The 14091-nt window shown below is 61.5% G+C and carries 13 protein-coding genes; 10 read left to right on the top strand and 3 right to left on the bottom strand.

The window, feature by feature from the left end; translation table 11 throughout:
- From NKH01_RS25410 to NKH01_RS25395, 4 genes are all read left to right on the top strand, one after another.
- Positions 1–396, top strand: coding sequence for a GtrA family protein (locus tag NKH01_RS25410; protein ID WP_023718272.1), 396 nt, complete (start codon positions 1–3; stop codon positions 394–396).
- Positions 386–1960 carry a hypothetical protein gene (locus NKH01_RS25405; RefSeq protein WP_353022968.1) on the top strand — a complete coding sequence of 525 codons (1575 nt, stop codon included), beginning with the start codon at positions 386–388 and terminating at the stop codon, positions 1958–1960. The genes NKH01_RS25410 and NKH01_RS25405 overlap by 11 nt, the downstream gene beginning before the upstream one ends.
- A 91-nt stretch (positions 1961–2051) precedes the next feature.
- Positions 2052–3650 (top strand): hypothetical protein, encoded by a 1599-nt coding sequence (locus NKH01_RS25400; protein WP_353022966.1) that lies wholly within the window; start codon positions 2052–2054, stop codon positions 3648–3650.
- Positions 3651–3717: 67 nt separating this feature from the next.
- Complete coding sequence (locus tag NKH01_RS25395) at positions 3718–5343, top strand: hypothetical protein (protein WP_353022964.1); 1626 nt, start codon at positions 3718–3720, stop codon at positions 5341–5343.
- Here the strand turns inward: NKH01_RS25395 and NKH01_RS25390 are convergent.
- The 3 genes from NKH01_RS25390 to NKH01_RS25380 form a co-directional block, all read right to left on the bottom strand.
- Entirely contained in the window at positions 5306–5923 is a 618-nt protein-coding gene (locus NKH01_RS25390) for an alpha-ketoglutarate-dependent dioxygenase AlkB (RefSeq protein ID WP_352484500.1), read from the bottom strand. The genes NKH01_RS25395 and NKH01_RS25390 overlap by 38 nt on opposite strands.
- A 131-nt stretch (positions 5924–6054) precedes the next feature.
- Positions 6055–6492: an alternative ribosome rescue aminoacyl-tRNA hydrolase ArfB gene (gene arfB, locus NKH01_RS25385; protein WP_023718277.1), complete on the bottom strand. Its 438-nt coding sequence runs from the start codon at positions 6490–6492 to the stop codon at positions 6055–6057.
- Positions 6493–6561: 69 nt separating this feature from the next.
- Positions 6562–8172, bottom strand: coding sequence for a phosphoenolpyruvate carboxykinase (locus NKH01_RS25380; RefSeq protein ID WP_353022962.1), 1611 nt, complete (start codon positions 8170–8172; stop codon positions 6562–6564).
- Between the two features lie 342 nt (positions 8173–8514).
- On the opposite strand from NKH01_RS25380, the gene NKH01_RS25375 reads away from it, so the two are divergent.
- The 6 genes from NKH01_RS25375 to ahcY all read left to right on the top strand — a co-directional run bounded on the left by NKH01_RS25375 (position 8515) and on the right by ahcY (position 13929).
- The gene (locus tag NKH01_RS25375; RefSeq protein WP_023677547.1) at positions 8515–9216 is read left to right on the top strand and encodes a response regulator transcription factor; all 702 of its coding nucleotides are present in this window, start codon (positions 8515–8517) and stop codon (positions 9214–9216) included.
- Between the two features lie 22 nt (positions 9217–9238).
- Positions 9239–11023, top strand: coding sequence for a sensor histidine kinase (locus tag NKH01_RS25370; RefSeq protein ID WP_352484482.1), 1785 nt, complete (start codon positions 9239–9241; stop codon positions 11021–11023).
- Between the two features lie 31 nt (positions 11024–11054).
- Positions 11055–11501 carry an HPr kinase/phosphorylase gene (locus NKH01_RS25365; RefSeq protein ID WP_352516065.1) on the top strand — a complete coding sequence of 149 codons (447 nt, stop codon included), beginning with the start codon at positions 11055–11057 and terminating at the stop codon, positions 11499–11501.
- 164 nt (positions 11502–11665) lie between these two features.
- On the top strand, positions 11666–12067 hold the full coding sequence (locus tag NKH01_RS25360; protein ID WP_023718280.1) for a PTS sugar transporter subunit IIA: 402 nt from the start codon (positions 11666–11668) through the stop codon (positions 12065–12067).
- Positions 12064–12360, top strand: coding sequence for an HPr family phosphocarrier protein (locus NKH01_RS25355; protein WP_023718281.1), 297 nt, complete (start codon positions 12064–12066; stop codon positions 12358–12360). The genes NKH01_RS25360 and NKH01_RS25355 overlap by 4 nt, the downstream gene beginning before the upstream one ends.
- A 168-nt stretch (positions 12361–12528) precedes the next feature.
- Entirely contained in the window at positions 12529–13929 is a 1401-nt protein-coding gene (gene ahcY, locus NKH01_RS25350) for an adenosylhomocysteinase (protein ID WP_352495247.1), read from the top strand.
- Positions 13930–14091 lie beyond the last annotated feature (162 nt).

Here is a 14091-nt window from a genome sequence, read left to right as displayed (position 1 = left end):
ATGGGCACCGGTTCGTATCGTCGACTATCGCGCTTTGCGCTAATTGGCATTGCGTCGACGCTGATCTATGCCGTTTGTGCTCTCCTGCTGTCGCGTGGGCAGGCGACGGCGGCCCTGCCGGCGGCGCTCACATCGTTTGCGGCCTACGCCGTTGCCGCGCTGTTTTCTTACACCGGGCATAAATATTTCACCTTCACCTCGGGCGGCAGCCACGCGATGGAACTGCCCCGCTTTCTCCTGCTCACCGCTTCCGGCCTCGCTGTCGCAATCGCCCTGCCGGGGCTTTTGACCCAGATGCTCGGCGTCCCTGCCGCAGTCCCGATCCTGCTTACCTGCATTGCCGTGCCGGTCATCAACTATGTCGTCCTCGGACGCTGGGTGTTTCGTGGTCTCTAGCGCGCGATCCCTCAGTGAACTGCTGCCCGGTGCCAACCGTTTCTCGCCGTTTGCGGGCGTGGCGGGCGCCCCGTTGCTGCTGGCCTGCCTGGTCGTCATATACGCCGTCTGGCTGACAACAATTGCGATACCGACCAATGTCGACGTGTCATGGCTTCTGGTCGTCTGTGATCGGCTGCTTGGCGGAGAGCGGCTCAACACCGACATCATGGAGACCAACCCACCTTTCTCGATCTGGCTCTACATGCCGTTCATGCTCCTGGAAAAGCTCACCGGCATACGTGCGGAATTCTGGCTGACGCTTGGTGTCGTTTGCCTGAGCCTGGCCAGTCTTTTCGTTTCTGTCCGCATTCTCGCGCGCGATGAACCGGTTTACCGGCAGCCCCATGCGTTCTGGGCAGCAGCGGCGGTCCTGGGCTGGGTTCTCTGTTTCATGCCGGATCAATTCGGCCAACGCGAGCACTTCGCGTTGATTGCCATTCTGCCTTGGGTGGCGTTGCAATGCACACGTCAGCGGAACCCGGATTTCAGCGCCGGCTCGCGCCTGGAGCACATGGTCGCGGGCTTCGGCGCGGCGATCGTGGTCATGGTCAAGCCGCCCTATTTTGCGCTGGCCTTCATGTTGCCGTCACTCTGTCTTGCGGTTGAAAGGCGGTCGCTGAAACCGCTCTTCGTCGTGGAGAACCTGCTTGGCGCTACGATCGTGGCCGCCTATGTCGCGTCCATCGCGCTCTTCGACCGTGCTTATTTAAGCGAAGTCCTGCCCTTGGTCAGCGAGGTCTATCTTCCGTTGAGGGCCTCTACCGCCGATATGCTGGCGAACTGGCCGAAAGTGGTGCTGCTTCTGGCCGCCGCTACCGTGCTTGCGGCCGGCGGCCTGAGGCAGACGAACTGGGACGTCAGGATTCCGCTTCTGACCGCACTGGGGTTCATTCCGGCCTTCATCGTCATGGGCAAGGGTTGGCCCAATCACGCCCTGGCGATGGTCGTTGTTGCAACACTTGCATTTGGCATCCAGCTTCTGCGGTTCGGCACATTCCGCAGTGCAGGCTTCATTCGCAAGGCCGCCCTGATCTTCGGCTGCGTGCTGGTGCTGCAACTAGCGGTCAGGGCACAGTACGCGGCGCTGACGACGGACAACGGCCCGATCGGGCGCTCTGTCGCCGCGATCCGCGCAACGGTCGAAACCCCGACCATCATGTCGATCGCCGACCGGATGCAGGTTGCCCATCCCCTCGCCAGGCTGGTCGACGGCAGGTTCATATCACGCCATCCGAGCGCCTGGGCGGTCTCCAACGCTGACACGCTCGCCCGCGCCACCGGCGATCTCGAACGGAGACGGGAACTTGAAAGCATCCGCGATCGGGTGATCGGCGAATACGCCGCCGAGATATCAGCGAAGAAGCCCGATGTCGTGCTGTCAGGCTCGCCCGCGCGGACAGCCCTGATGCTGCAGGACAAGCGGATCGGAGCCGCCTTGGCCGACTATCGTCTGCTGCACCACGAGCCGGAAATCACTGTCTATCTGCGTTACACGGCGCCTGCGCCGCTCCAAACCAATTGAGCAGAGGCTCCCGGAAGACCATGGCACGGCTGGATCCAATCGCTCCGCTGGACGACGTATGGCTCGAGCTCGAGAGCCTCGGTGCAACATCATGAGCGTCTCGAACGACATTGACGGCTTGAGCCGGTGGCGCGGCCGGAATATCGCGGCGGCGCTGCTTCCTAGCCGCAATGTCCTGGCCATTGCCGCAGTCACCGTGTTCTCCATCGTCTGGCAGCGGCGTTGGGGGACTGTTCCCGATACTAGCTGGCTGATCACGGTATGCGAGCGGATGCTCTCCGGTGAGCGGCTTTACTCGCAGATCCACGAGACCAACCCTCCATTCAGCGTATGGCTCTATCTGCCGCCAGTGGCTGTGGCCAGATTGCTGGGCGCCGCCCCGGAAATCCTGGTTGAGGCCTGGACATACCTTGCCGTGCTTATCGGACTTTCGCTCTCGGGCGTGATCGTCAAGCGCGCGGGTTTCACCGAAACTGCATCACTGTTTGCACTGGGGCCAGCGTTTTGCGCAATGCTGGTGATCTTCCCCGGCAACGCCTTCAGCGAGCGAGAGCATATCGGCATGGCGCTTTTCATGCCGCTGCTTGCGCTTCACGCCTGGCGTGCGCGCAGAGATGCAGCCGCCCAACCAGGCCCGGGGATCGCCGTACTCGCCGGCCTGTCGGGCAGCATTTTGCTGCTGGTCAAGCCCTACTATGCGATCATGGTGTTGGCGCCAGCGCTGGTCGTTGCAGTGCGCCGGCGCAGCCTGAAATCGATCTTCGCCCTGGAACACTGGGTCATTGGCGGCATCTGCATTGTCTATCTCGGCGCGGTCACGCTGATCCATCCGGAATTCCTGCGCGACATCTATCCCCTCTTGGCGGATGTTTATGGAAAGCTCGGCATCTTTTGGCCCATCGTGATCGGCCACGGTTTCGCGTGGTGTTTCCTCGTCTTCCTGATTTGGTGGCTGTGGCCGGCCGGGCGGTTTCCAGAGCTGGCGGCGGTAGCGCTGGCTGCATCGATCGCCGGCATGTTTCCCCTGTTCTACCAAGCGAAAGGCTGGTCTTATCATGCCTATCCCGCGATCTTTTGCGCCGTGGCAGCCATTTTGTGCCTGCTGGCAGTGCCCAGGATCGTGCGGCAGCCGTCGAAGCTGTTGGCGTTCGTGACGGCGCCTTCGCGAGCTTGGGCACTGGCGGGGGTGGCAATCGCTTTCTTGCCATACTGGAGCACCCAGAAACCGGGGCCGGCGCTGGTTGCCGCCATTCGCGCCGCGACCGATCGGCCTACTATTGCGTTGATCAGTTCGGATATGTCCTCGGGACATCCGTTGACCCGCATGATCGATGGGCAGTTCGTTTCGACCCATGTCAGCGATTGGCTCGGAGTGTTCGCGCTTTCCCTGTCCCGGCAGGCAGCCCTTTCCGGTGATACCGCTGAAGCCACGCGTTACCAGGCCATCATGGCGCGTTACGTCGAAAGCAAACGCAAAGAATTCGCGCGTCTGCGCCCGGATATCATTGTCTTCAAGAAAAACAACGCGATGTGGACAAGCCAACTGACAGAGCGTTTTGGCTTTGACGCCATCCTGGCGCACTACCGCATTCTCGTCGAGGACGAGACCGAGCGCATCTATCTGCGCGACGATTATGTCCGGTCGGGCGACCGGCCACCCGAATTGAGCAAGGCCTCGGAAAAACCATGACGCGGCTGGATCCAATCGCTCCGCTGGACGACGTATGGCTCGAGCTCGAGAGCCTCGGTGCAACATCATGAGCGTCTCGAACGACATTGATAGCTTGAGCCGGTGGCGCGGCCAGGATGTTGCGGCGTCGCTGCTTCCTAGCCGCAATGTTCTTGTGATTGCTGTGCTCACCGTCGTTTCGGTTGTCTTCCAGCAACGTTGGGGCACCGTTCCGGATACGAGTTGGCTGATCACCGTATGCGAGCGTATGCTCTCCGGTGAGCGGCTTTACTCGCAGATCCACGAGACCAACCCTCCATTCAGCGTATGGCTCTATTTGCCGCCGGTGGCTGCGGCAAGGATGCTGGGGATTGCGCCCGAGATCATGGTCCAGGCTTGGACCTACCTGGCCGCACTGATCGGACTTTCATTCTCCGGTGCGATCGTCAAGCGCGCCGGTTTCGCCGAAACGCCGTCGCTGTTTGCGCTGGGCCCCGCCTTCTACGCCATGCTGGTGATCTTCCCGGGTAACGTCTTCAGCGAGCGCGAGCACATTGGTGTCGCGCTGCTCATGCCACTGCTAGCGTTGCATGCCTGGCGAGCGCGAAGAGAGGCAACGACGCAACCAAGCTCAGGTCTCGCAGCGCTGGCCGGCCTTTCTGGCGGGGTGCTCCTGCTGATCAAGCCTTACTATGCGATCATGGTGCTGGCGCCGGCGCTGCTCGTTGCAGCGCATCAGCGCAGTCTAAGACCGGTGTTCGCCCTGGAACACTGGGTGATTGGCGGGGTTTGCATCGCCTACCTTGCAGCGGTCACGCTGATCAGTCCGGAATTCCTGCGCGACGTCTATCCACTGCTGGTGGATGTTTATGCGAAGGGCAGCGCCTCCGTGCCTAGAATGGTGTACTACGGGTCTATCTGGCTTCTCCTCGTCTTCCTAGTATGGTGGTCGTGGCCGGTCGGCCATTTCCCAGAGCTGGCTGCCGTAGCGCTGGCAGCATCTATTGCCGGCTTGTTCCCGCTGTTCTACCAGGACAAAGGCTGGACGTATCATGCCTACCCATCGATTTTTTACGCTGTAGCGGCTAGTCTTTGCTTGCTGGCCTTGCCGAGAAGCGAGCGGCAATCGGCAGGGCTGCTCTCCCGCCTGGCGGCTCCCCCGCGAGCCTTGGTGTCGCTGGCGATTGTGGCTGCCTTCTTACCGAACTGGGGCACTCAGAAGCCAGGCGCGGTGTTGGTCGCCGTGATACGCGCCGCGACCGATCGACCAAACGTCGCCTTGATCAGTCCAGATATAGACACTGGACATCCACTAAGCCGCATGATCGGCGGCCAGTTCGTTTCGGCCGATCCCAATGACTGGCTTGGAGCGTTTGCAATGGCTCTGTCCCGGCAAGCCACGCTTTCGCGTGACGTCGCCCAAGCCACGCATTACGAGATGATCATGGAGCGTTACGCTGAAAGCAAACGCCAAGAATTTGAGCGTCTGCGCCCTGATATTATTATCTCTACGAAAGTTATCAGGAAAGATGATGGCCCTTGGACAAGACAACTGATGGAGCGTTTTGGCTTTGACGCGATCCTGGCGCACTATCGCATTCTCGTCGAGGACGAGACCGAGCGCATCTATCTGCGCGACGATTATGTCCGGCCGGGCGACCGGCCACCCGAACAGCCTATTTCGGCATCGTCACCCGACGCAGCGTCAGATTGATGCGGCCGCCGTTCTTGAGCAATGCCGAGGTCGAGGGGTAGATGCGGTCAACGCCGTGAAAGCAGAGGCGGCCTTCGCCGCCGAGCACGACGACGTCGCCGCTCTTCAATCTGAACGATTTGGTGGCGCCGTCGCGCATCGTCTGGCCGACCCGGAACAGGCAATCGTCGCCGAGTGAGGCCGAGACGACAGGCGCGGAGAAATCGCTCTCGTCGCGATCCTGGTGAAGACCCATCTTGGCATCCTGGGAATAGAAATTGACCAGGCAGGCCTCCGGCGGGTGCGCATAGGCAGATACGTCCCGCCACAGTTCGAGCAGCATCTCCGGGATCGGCGGCCATGGCCTTCCGGTCACCGGGTGAGTCGGCTGGTAGCGATAGCCGTGCTCCTTGTCGGTGACCCAGCCCAGCGGGCCGCAATTGGTCATGCGCACGCTCATCTCCTTGCCGGTACGCGGCATCGCCGGCACGAACAGCGGGGCTTCCTGCACGACCTCCCTGATATCTTCCACCAGCACTTCCTGCATGGCGCGCGACAGGTAACCAGGCATATGGCGGACGCCTTTGGGCAGCACGAGCATCGGGTCGCTTGATCCGTTGGTCTGGAAAATCAGAATGCCACCGTCAAACGAAAACGGCGACCCGAAAGCCGCCTCCGGCAGTGGCTGCACACTTCACACCGGCGATCTGGGATCCGAAGCCGATTCGGCTGTCAGTCATCCTCGACCCGGCCACGCATTTTCTTGATCGAGCCGCGCCCGGCTTTGCTCTTCAGCCGTCTTTCGACCGCGCCCTTGGACGGCCTTGTCTTCTTGCGCGGCGGTGGCGGCGGTTCGGCGGCCTTGGCGACCAGTGCCGTCAGCCGCGCCCGGGCGTCCGCCCGGTTCTGCTCCTGCGTGCGGAAGCGTCCGGCTTCGATGACGATGACGCCGTCCTTGGTGGCGCGCTGGCCGGCAAGCTTGATGGTCCGTTCGCGCACACGCTCCGACAGGCCCGGTGCATTGGCAGCATCGAAGCGCAATTGCACCGCCGTCGCCACCTTGTTGACGTTCTGGCCGCCCGGGCCGGACGAACGGATGAAGTCCTCGTGCAGGTCACCCGGATTAATCACCGCATCGTCGGTGATGATGATTTTTTCGTCGGCGTTCATGCCGCAGTCATGGCGCGGCAGGCGAAAAAAGAAAAGGCCCGATCGAAGCCGGGCCTTGAAGCGCGACGGCTATTCAGCCGCTACCTGCATGCGTGGTGCAGCGCCGAGCACGGTTGCGTCGACATGGGCCTCGAACTTTTCGAAATTGTCGACGAACATGCCAACCAGCCTTGCCGCCTGCCGGTCATAGGCGGGCTTGTCGATCCAGGTCGATCTCGGGTCGAGAATGGCGCGGTTGACGCCGGTAACCGTCACCGGCACGTCGAAACCGAAATTGGCGTCGGTCCGGAAGTCGGCCGCTTTCAGCGAGCCGTCGAGTGCTGCCGCAAGCAGCGCCCGCGTTGCCTTGATCGGCATCCGCTTGCCGGTGCCGTAAGCGCCGCCGGTCCAGCCGGTGTTGACCAGCCAGCAATCGACGCCGTGGCGGGCGATGAGCTCGCGCAGCAGATTGCCGTATTCCGACGGATGCCGCGGCATGAACGGTGCGCCGAAGCATGTCGAAAATGTCGCTTCGGGTTCAGTAACGCCTTTCTCGGTCCCCGCCACCTTGGCGGTATAGCCGGAGAGGAAATGGTACATCGCCTGCGCCGGGGTCAGCCGCGCGATCGGCGGCATCACGCCGAACGCGTCGGCGGTCAGCATGATGATATTCTTCGGGTGGTTGGCGCGCCCCGTCTTGCTGGCGTTCGGAATGAAGTGGAGCGGGTAGGCGCAGCGTGTGTTTTCGGTCAGCCCGCCATCGTCGAAATCCGGCACGCGACCGGCGTCGAGCGCGACATTCTCCAGCACCGTGCCGAAGCGCTGGGTGGTGGCGAAGATCTCCGGCTCGGCTTCGGCCGAAAGCTTGATCGTCTTGGCATAGCAGCCGCCTTCGAAATTGAAGATGCCGTGCGGTCCCCAGCCATGCTCGTCATCGCCGACCAGCGTGCGCGACGGGTCGGCCGACAACGTCGTCTTGCCGGTCCCGGAAAGGCCGAAGAAGACGGCCGCGTCGCCGGCGAGTCCTTCATTGGCAGAGCAATGCATCGGCATCACGCCTTTTGCCGGCAGCAGATAGTTGAGCACGGTGAATACCGACTTCTTCATCTCGCCGGCATAGGAGGTACCGCCGATCAACACGATCATGCGCGAAAGATCGACGGCGATCACCGTTTCGCCGCGCGTGCCGTGGCGGGCGGGATCGGCGCGGAACGACGGCAGGTCGATGATCGTCAAATCGGGCACGAAATGCTCGAGTTCGGCGGCTGCCGTCCGGATGAGCAGATTGCGGATGAACAAGGAGTGCCAGGCAAGCTCCGTGATCACCCGGGTCGGCAGCTTCAGCTCCTCGTCGGCGCCGCCGACCAGGTCCTGCACATAAAGGTCCTTTCCAGCCGCATGGGCGCGAAAATCGGCAAGCAGCGTATCGAACTGCCCCGGCGAAATCGCTTTGTTGTTGTCCCACCATACATGCGGCGCGGTGCTTTCGTCGCGCACCACGAATTTGTCCCTGGGCGAGCGGCCGGTGTGCTGCCCGGTTTCGGCGGCAAGCGCGCCATGCGCGGTGAGTCGGGCCTCGCCACGGCGGATTGCCTCCTCGTAGAGCGCGGCCGCGCCGAAATTATAGCGCACCACGCCCGTGGTTCTCAGGCCGATCCGATCGATTGTACATGCAGGATTGCGTTTGCCGGCTTCCGACATGGGTGTCCCTTCTTCGATTTACCGCGTCTTTACCGGCGAATTCCGGAACCCCCATTGCAGGAGCTAAAAACGTCAAAACCAGAAAAGGCGAATGATATCAAATCATTAATCGATTTAAATATTTTGAAAGTTGTTTAAATCGTTTATATGTGCAAAAACACTGATGGTTGCCCAAAGGATTGGCGATGTTCATTCGTCCAATCCATATCGAGGTACAATTGTGGCCGCCGGCATGCCGCGCGTGACAGCGGATAGAGCCTATGCCACATTTTGTACCTAATTTGTCCTGCAAAAGCCCCTTCTCGACGAAAGAAGGGACAGCTCATGAGGGAGCCGCTTGAAATGGCAACAATCGCGCTTGTCGACGACGATCGCAACATTCTGACTTCGGTTTCGATCGCCCTCGAATCCGAGGGTTATCGGGTTGAAACCTACACGGATGGGGCGTCGGCGCTGGAGGGACTGGCGGCGCGCCCGCCGAACCTCGCCATCCTCGACATCAAGATGCCGCGCATGGACGGCATGGAGCTGCTGCGCCGGATGCGCCAGAAATCCGACCTGCCGGTGATCTTCCTGACCTCCAAGGACGACGAGATCGATGAACTGTTCGGCCTCAAGATGGGCGCCGACGACTTCATCCGCAAACCCTTCTCGCAGCGTCTTCTGGTCGAGCGCGTCCGCGCCGTGCTGCGCCGCGCCAGTACCCGCGAGGCGGCCGCCAAGGCGCCCAACCAGCAGGCTCGGTCGCTTGAGCGCGGCCAGCTTGTCATGGACCAGGAGCGCCACACCTGCACCTGGAAGGGCGAGCCGGTGACGCTTACCGTCACCGAGTTCCTCATCCTGCATTCGCTGGCCCAGCGTCCAGGCGTCGTAAAAAGCCGTGATGCGCTGATGGATTCGGCTTATGATGAGCAGGTCTATGTCGATGACCGCACCATCGACAGTCACATCAAGCGGCTGCGCAAAAAGTTCAAGGCCGTCGATGATGACTTCGAAATGATCGAAACCCTTTACGGAGTCGGATATCGGTTCCGCGAAGCTTGAGTCGAGCGGGAGCTGCTATTCGATGGCAGTGGAAGTAGAGCGAGTGAGACGATCGGGCGCCGCCAGGCGACCGCCGCGGATTCTGCCCGCCTTCGTGTCGAAAATCACGGTGCCGATGCGCCGGTTTCTCGGCCATCACATCTTTTCCAGCCTGACGCGGCGTATTCTCTTTCTCAATCTTGCCGGCCTGGCCGTCCTGGTCACCGGCATTCTCTACCTCAACACCTTTCGAGACGGGCTGATCGACGCCCGTGTCGAGAGCCTGATGACCCAGGGCGAGATCATTGCCGGCGCGATTGCCGCATCGGCGACGGTCGAGACCGATTCGATCAGCATCGATCCGGAAAAGCTGCTTGAGTTGCAGGCTGGCGAAAGCCTCGGCCCGGGCTCCGATCAGCTCGACAATCTCGATTTCCCGATCAATCCGGAGCGCGTGGCGCCGGTGCTCAGGCGGTTGATCTCGCCGACGCGCACGCGCGCCCGCATTTACGACCGCGACGCCAACCTGCTGCTCGATTCTCGCCATCTCTATTCGCGCGGTCAGATCCTTCGCTACGATCTGCCGCCGGTCGAAGAGGAGCAGCCGGATCTTCTGGAGCGCATCCAGAAATTCGTCTTCGATTTCTTCCGCAATAAGCAGCTGCCCGTCTATCGCGAGCAGCCGGGCGGCAACGGTGCTGCGTTTCCCGAAGTGGTCAAGGCGCTTACCGGCAGTCCGTCGACGATCGTGCGGATCTCGGAGCAGGGCGAGCAGATCGTTTCCGTGGCGGTGCCGATCCAGCGCTTCCGTGCCGTTCTCGGCGTACTGATGCTGTCGACCGAAGGTGGCGACATCGACAAGATCGTCGCGGCCGAGCGCAAGGCGATCCTGCGAGTGTTCGGCATCGCCGCGCTGGTTACCGCTATCCTGTCGATGCTGCTGGCCTCCACCATCGCCAACCCGCTGCGCCGGCTTTCCGCGGCGGCGGTCAGGGTTCGCCGCGGTGTCAAGAACCGCGAGGAAATTCCCGACTTCTCCGACCGCCAGGACGAGATCGGCAATTTGTCGATCGCCGTGCGCGACATGACCAATGCGCTCTACGCCCGCATTGAGGCGATCGAAAGTTTTGCCGCGGATGTCTCGCATGAATTGAAGAACCCACTCACCTCGCTGCGCAGCGCGGTGGAGACATTGCCGCTGGCCAAGAACGACAATTCGCGCAGCCGGCTGATGGATATCATCCAGCACGATGTGAGGCGCCTGGACCGCCTGATCACCGATATTTCCGATGCCTCCCGTCTCGATGCCGAACTGGCGCGGGAAGACGCGGGAACTGTCGACCTGAAGAAGTTCATCACCGATCTGGTCGCCGTCTCGCGCGAGGCCACACGCAACAAGAAGGCGGTCGAGATCGAATTCAAGGTCGCCAAACTGCCGCAGGGCGTGAAAGGCTACTTCGTCGTCGGCCATGATCTGAGGATCGGCCAGGTGATCACCAACCTGATCGAGAATGCCCGCTCGTTCGTTCCCGAAGAACGTGGCCACATCACCATATCGCTGGCGCGCGCCGGCAAGTTCAACATCGTCACCGTCGACGACAATGGCCCCGGCATCCGGGCCGACAACATCGATCGCATTTTCGAGCGGTTCTATACCGACCGGCCGGCCGGCGAGGCGTTCGGCCAGAACTCGGGCCTTGGCCTGTCGATATCCCGGCAGATCGTCGAAGCCCATGGCGGCACGTTGAGCGCCGAGAACATCCCGGGCACCAAGCCTGGCGAGATCAAGGGCGCCCGCTTCGTGGTGACGCTGCCGGCCGAAGGCTGACGGATGAATTCCAATCACGCCTGGTCCTATTGTGCAGCCTGAAAACATTCACGGCACCGCCATCCTGATAGGTGATTGCGGCATTCTCATCACCGGACCGTCCGGCTTGGGCAAGACGACGCTGGCGCTCGCCTTGATCGATCATTGCAGCCAGCGCGGGCTGTTTTCGCGGCTGATCGGCGATGACCAGCTCTTTGCTGCCGATTGCGAGGGGCGGCTGGTCTGCCGCGCACCAGTCAGCATAGCCGGCCTCGTCGAGGTGCCGGGATTCGGCCCCAAGCCGATACCATTCGAGCCAAGCTGCGTGATCGACCTCATTATCCGGCTGGTGCCAGCCGGCAAAATGGCCCGCTTCCAGGAAGACTGCAGCGAACTCGTTTTCGGCGTACCAGTGCCGCGCATCGATCTTGCCGGGCGCAATGTCGCGGCGGCCTTGCCGGCAGTGATGTCGCGCCTGTCGATTGCGCCTTTCCTTTGATCCGATTTGGATTTTTTGCTGCAATGCGTCAAATTGGTCTGGGCCGGCGCAATTTTGGGCTTGTCAACGGGCCTTGCGTCGACAAGATAGCGCTCCCGCCACCTGGAACGGTCGGCGAGCATAAAATGCGCTTGTGAAGCGGCGATGACGGGAGCCACCAAAGAATGATCGGACTCGTGCTTGTAACGCACGGTCAACTGGCCGCCGAGTTCCGCAATGCCGTGGAACATGTCGTTGGGCCACAAGACAATTTCGAGACCGTGGCGATCGGTGCCGACGACGATATGGAACAACGCCGCCGCGACATTATCGACGCAGTCGGCCGCGTCGATACCGGATCAGGCGTCATCGTTTTGACCGACATGTTCGGCGGCACGCCCTCCAACCTCGCCATTTCCGTGATGGAATCCGGCCGCATCGAGGTCATTGCCGGCATGAACCTGCCGATGCTGATCAAGCTGTCCAGCGTTCGCAAAGGCGACAACATGGCGGCCGCGCTGGATGAGGCGCAGGCTGCCGGCCGCAAATACATCAACGTCGCCAGTCAGCTCCTGAGCAGCAAATGAGCGCGCTGTTGCCGGAAAAGGACAAGATCGTTCGCGACTTTCCGATCGTCAACCAGCGCGGCCTGCACGCGCGCGCCTCGGCCAAGTTCGTTCAAATTGCCAGCGGCTTCAATGCCACGGTCCAGGTCGAGAAGGACGGCGTCAAGGTCGGCGGCACCTCGATCATGGGCCTGATGATGCTGGCGGCGAGCCCCGGCTATTCGATCCGCGTCACCGCCAGCGGCCCGCAGGCCGAAGAGGTCATCGATGCGCTGGAGCAACTGGTTGCTTCCCGTTTTGGCGAGGAATGCTGACGGCGCTCTCTCGTGTTGGTTGCCGCTGAAGACATGCACGGATAAAGATTTCTTTATATCCCATTGTCGTCCGACTCCCGATCTGCTAGTCAGGCCGGCAACTCGCGCCCTCCCACACGCCTTCGGGGCGGGGCGCGTCCCGCAATCAATTCGCATCGGAGCACTGCCATGACGGGTAGCAAGGATTATGTGGTCGCCGACATCGCGCTTGCCGGCTGGGGCCGCAAGGAGATCGAGATCGCCGAAACCGAAATGCCGGGCCTGATGGCCTGCCGCGAGGAATTCGGCGACAAGAAGCCGCTCAGGGGCGCGCGCATCACCGGCTCGCTGCACATGACCATCCAGACCGCGGTGCTGATCGAAACGCTTAAGGCGCTCGGCGCCGATATCCGCTGGGCTTCCTGCAACATCTTCTCGACCCAGGACCACGCTGCCGCGGCCATTGCCGAGGCCGGAATTCCGGTGTTTGCCGTCAAGGGCGAGACGCTGGAGGATTATTGGGTCTACACCGACAAGATCTTCCAGTGGGCCGATGGCGGCACCTCCAACATGATCCTCGACGACGGTGGCGATGCCACCATGTACATCCTGATCGGCGCCCGCGCCGAGGCCGGCGAGGATGTGCTGTCCAATCCGGGCAGCGAAGAGGAAGAGATCCTGTTTGCCCAGATCAAGAAACGCATGCAGGCATCGCCCGGCTTCTTCACCAAGCAGAAGGAAGCGATCCGCGGCGTCACCGAAGAGACGACGACCGGCGTCAACCGGCTCTATCAGTTGCAGAAAAAAGGCCTGCTGCCGTTCCCGGCGATCAACGTCAATGATTCCGTCACCAAGTCGAAATTCGACAACAAATATGGCTGCAAGGAATCGCTTGTCGACGGCATTCGCCGCGGCACCGACACGATGATGGCCGGCAAGGTCGCGGTCGTCTGCGGCTATGGCGACGTCGGCAAGGGCTCGTCGGCTTCGCTCAAGGGTGCCGGTGCCCGCGTCAAGGTCACCGAGGTCGATCCGATCTGCGCGCTGCAGGCAGCGATGGACGGTTTCGAGGTGGTCACGCTCGAAGACGCGGCACCGACGGCAGACATCGTCATCACCACCACCGGCAACAAGGACGTCGTTACCCTCGACCACATGCGCCTGATGAAGGACATGGTGATCGTCGGCAACATCGGTCACTTCGACAACGAGATCCAGGTGGCGTCGCTGCGCAACCTGAAATGGACCAACATCAAGCCGCAGGTCGATATGATCACCTTCCCGGACGGCAAGCGGATGATCCTTTTGTCGGAAGGCCGTCTGCTCAACCTCGGCAACGCCACCGGCCACCCGAGCTTCGTCATGTCGGCGTCCTTCACCAACCAGGTGTTGGCCCAGATCGAGCTGTACACCAAGCCCGGTCAGTACGAGAACCAGGTCTATGTCCTGCCGAAGCATCTCGACGAAAAGGTCGCGCGCCTGCATCTCGACAAGCTCGGTGCCCGCCTGACCGAACTGTCCGGCGAACAGGCCGCCTATATCGGCGTCACCCCGCAGGGACCGTTCAAGCCGGAACACTACCGCTATTAACCACGGCGAAACTTGCCACTAGATATTGAAGCCGGGCGATTGACTTTTCGCCCGGCTTTATTTTTGCGCTGATTGATTCTTCACGCCGATTCGCGCAAGCGCTATGGTGCTGATTCGCGGTCCGGGGACGAGGCCCGGGCGCACGCATCAGGGCGGTCTTGC

Origin of the sequence: Mesorhizobium sp. M1403 (genome assembly GCF_040317695.1) — a bacterium.
Taxonomy (GTDB): Bacteria; Pseudomonadota; Alphaproteobacteria; order Rhizobiales; family Rhizobiaceae; genus Mesorhizobium.
Note: the sequence above shows the minus strand (reverse complement) of the source record. Positions and strands in the feature narration are given on the sequence as shown.

Coding starts and splice junctions, on each gene's coding strand:
- NKH01_RS25410 (WP_023718272.1), top strand. CDS start 1: ATGGGCACCGGTTCGTATCGTCGACTATCGCGCTTTGCGCTAATTGGC.
- NKH01_RS25400 (WP_353022966.1), top strand. CDS start 2,052: ATGAGCGTCTCGAACGACATTGACGGCTTGAGCCGGTGGCGCGGCCGG.
- NKH01_RS25395 (WP_353022964.1), top strand. CDS start 3,718: ATGAGCGTCTCGAACGACATTGATAGCTTGAGCCGGTGGCGCGGCCAG.
- NKH01_RS25390 (WP_352484500.1), bottom strand. CDS start 5,923: ATGCTCGTGCTGCCCAAAGGCGTCCGCCATATGCCTGGTTACCTGTCG.
- arfB (WP_023718277.1), bottom strand. CDS start 6,492: ATGAACGCCGACGAAAAAATCATCATCACCGACGATGCGGTGATTAAT.
- NKH01_RS25380 (WP_353022962.1), bottom strand. CDS start 8,172: ATGTCGGAAGCCGGCAAACGCAATCCTGCATGTACAATCGATCGGATC.
- NKH01_RS25375 (WP_023677547.1), top strand. CDS start 8,515: ATGGCAACAATCGCGCTTGTCGACGACGATCGCAACATTCTGACTTCG.
- NKH01_RS25370 (WP_352484482.1), top strand. CDS start 9,239: ATGGCAGTGGAAGTAGAGCGAGTGAGACGATCGGGCGCCGCCAGGCGA.
- NKH01_RS25360 (WP_023718280.1), top strand. CDS start 11,666: ATGATCGGACTCGTGCTTGTAACGCACGGTCAACTGGCCGCCGAGTTC.
- NKH01_RS25355 (WP_023718281.1), top strand. CDS start 12,064: ATGAGCGCGCTGTTGCCGGAAAAGGACAAGATCGTTCGCGACTTTCCG.
- ahcY (WP_352495247.1), top strand. CDS start 12,529: ATGACGGGTAGCAAGGATTATGTGGTCGCCGACATCGCGCTTGCCGGC.